The sequence below is a fragment of the Helicobacter trogontum genome (genome assembly GCF_000765905.2).
Taxonomy (GTDB): domain Bacteria; phylum Campylobacterota; class Campylobacteria; order Campylobacterales; family Helicobacteraceae; genus Helicobacter_A; species Helicobacter_A trogontum.
The window spans coordinates 1-882 of the sequence record NZ_JRPL02000095.1 but is presented as its reverse complement, the minus strand read 5'-3'; the positions used below and the strand labels follow the sequence as shown (position 1 = coordinate 882).

General features: G+C 33.6%; 1 protein-coding gene. It reads left to right on the top strand.

Features of this window, described 5'->3' with window-relative positions; all coding sequences use genetic code 11:
* Window positions 1-162: 162 nt before the first annotated feature.
* Window positions 163-882, top strand: a 720-nt coding sequence (locus tag LS81_RS11030; protein ID WP_237022247.1) for an XRE family transcriptional regulator, incomplete at its 3' end; no start/stop codon positions are given.

Here is an 882-nt window from a genome sequence, read left to right as displayed (position 1 = left end):
ATTTCAAATCCTTTTAAAAGTTGTTTTACCCTCCCACCCAACCAATTAATTTATTTTTAACTCTTTTTAAGCTAAAATAAACTAATTAGAGATATTATAATGTAATTTTTTACCTTTTGTCAAGTAAAAAGGTAAATTTTTACCTAAAAGATAGGATTTATTATGCAAGAGATTGGAGAACGAATTAAGGAGATTAGGAAATCAAACAACTTAACAAAAAAAGAGTTTGGGGATATGTTATCTGTCGCAGAGAAAACAATTTACAATTATGAAACAGGAAAAACTCCAGTTACCTTAGAATTCTTATATAAGGTGTCAAGTGTGTTTCATATAGATTATGATTATCTTATACATAAGCCAGAGTCCATAAGTCAAAGTTTGGAGTCCATAAGTGAAGTCCATAAGTCAAAGTTTGGAGTCCATAAGTCGTCCATAAGTCATGTCCCTTACTCTCAAAATATTGTCCCTAAGTCATCTCATAGTGATTCCTTAGTGTCTCCTAGTCAAGATGATTTGTCCATCAATCAAAAATCAAACAACCTTGTAAAAATTCCTGTGTTTGACGAAGTCTATGCAAGTGCAGGGCATGGGCTTATTAATGAAGAGCATATCTCAAGCCATATAGAACTTGATAAGGGCTTTTTACGCTCATATTTTAGGCTTACTTCCTTTGTGGATTTATCAATTATCGCCGCTAGAGGGGATTCTATGATGCCCACACTGCCAGAAAACTGCCAACTTTTAGTGCAAAAAGGCACACCAAAAGAAGGGCAAATATGCGTAACTCGCATAGATGATGAACTCTATGTTAAAAGATTGCAAAAACGCCCAAAATACAAGCTTATAAGCGATAATAAAAGCTATGATGATATAGAGCTAGAA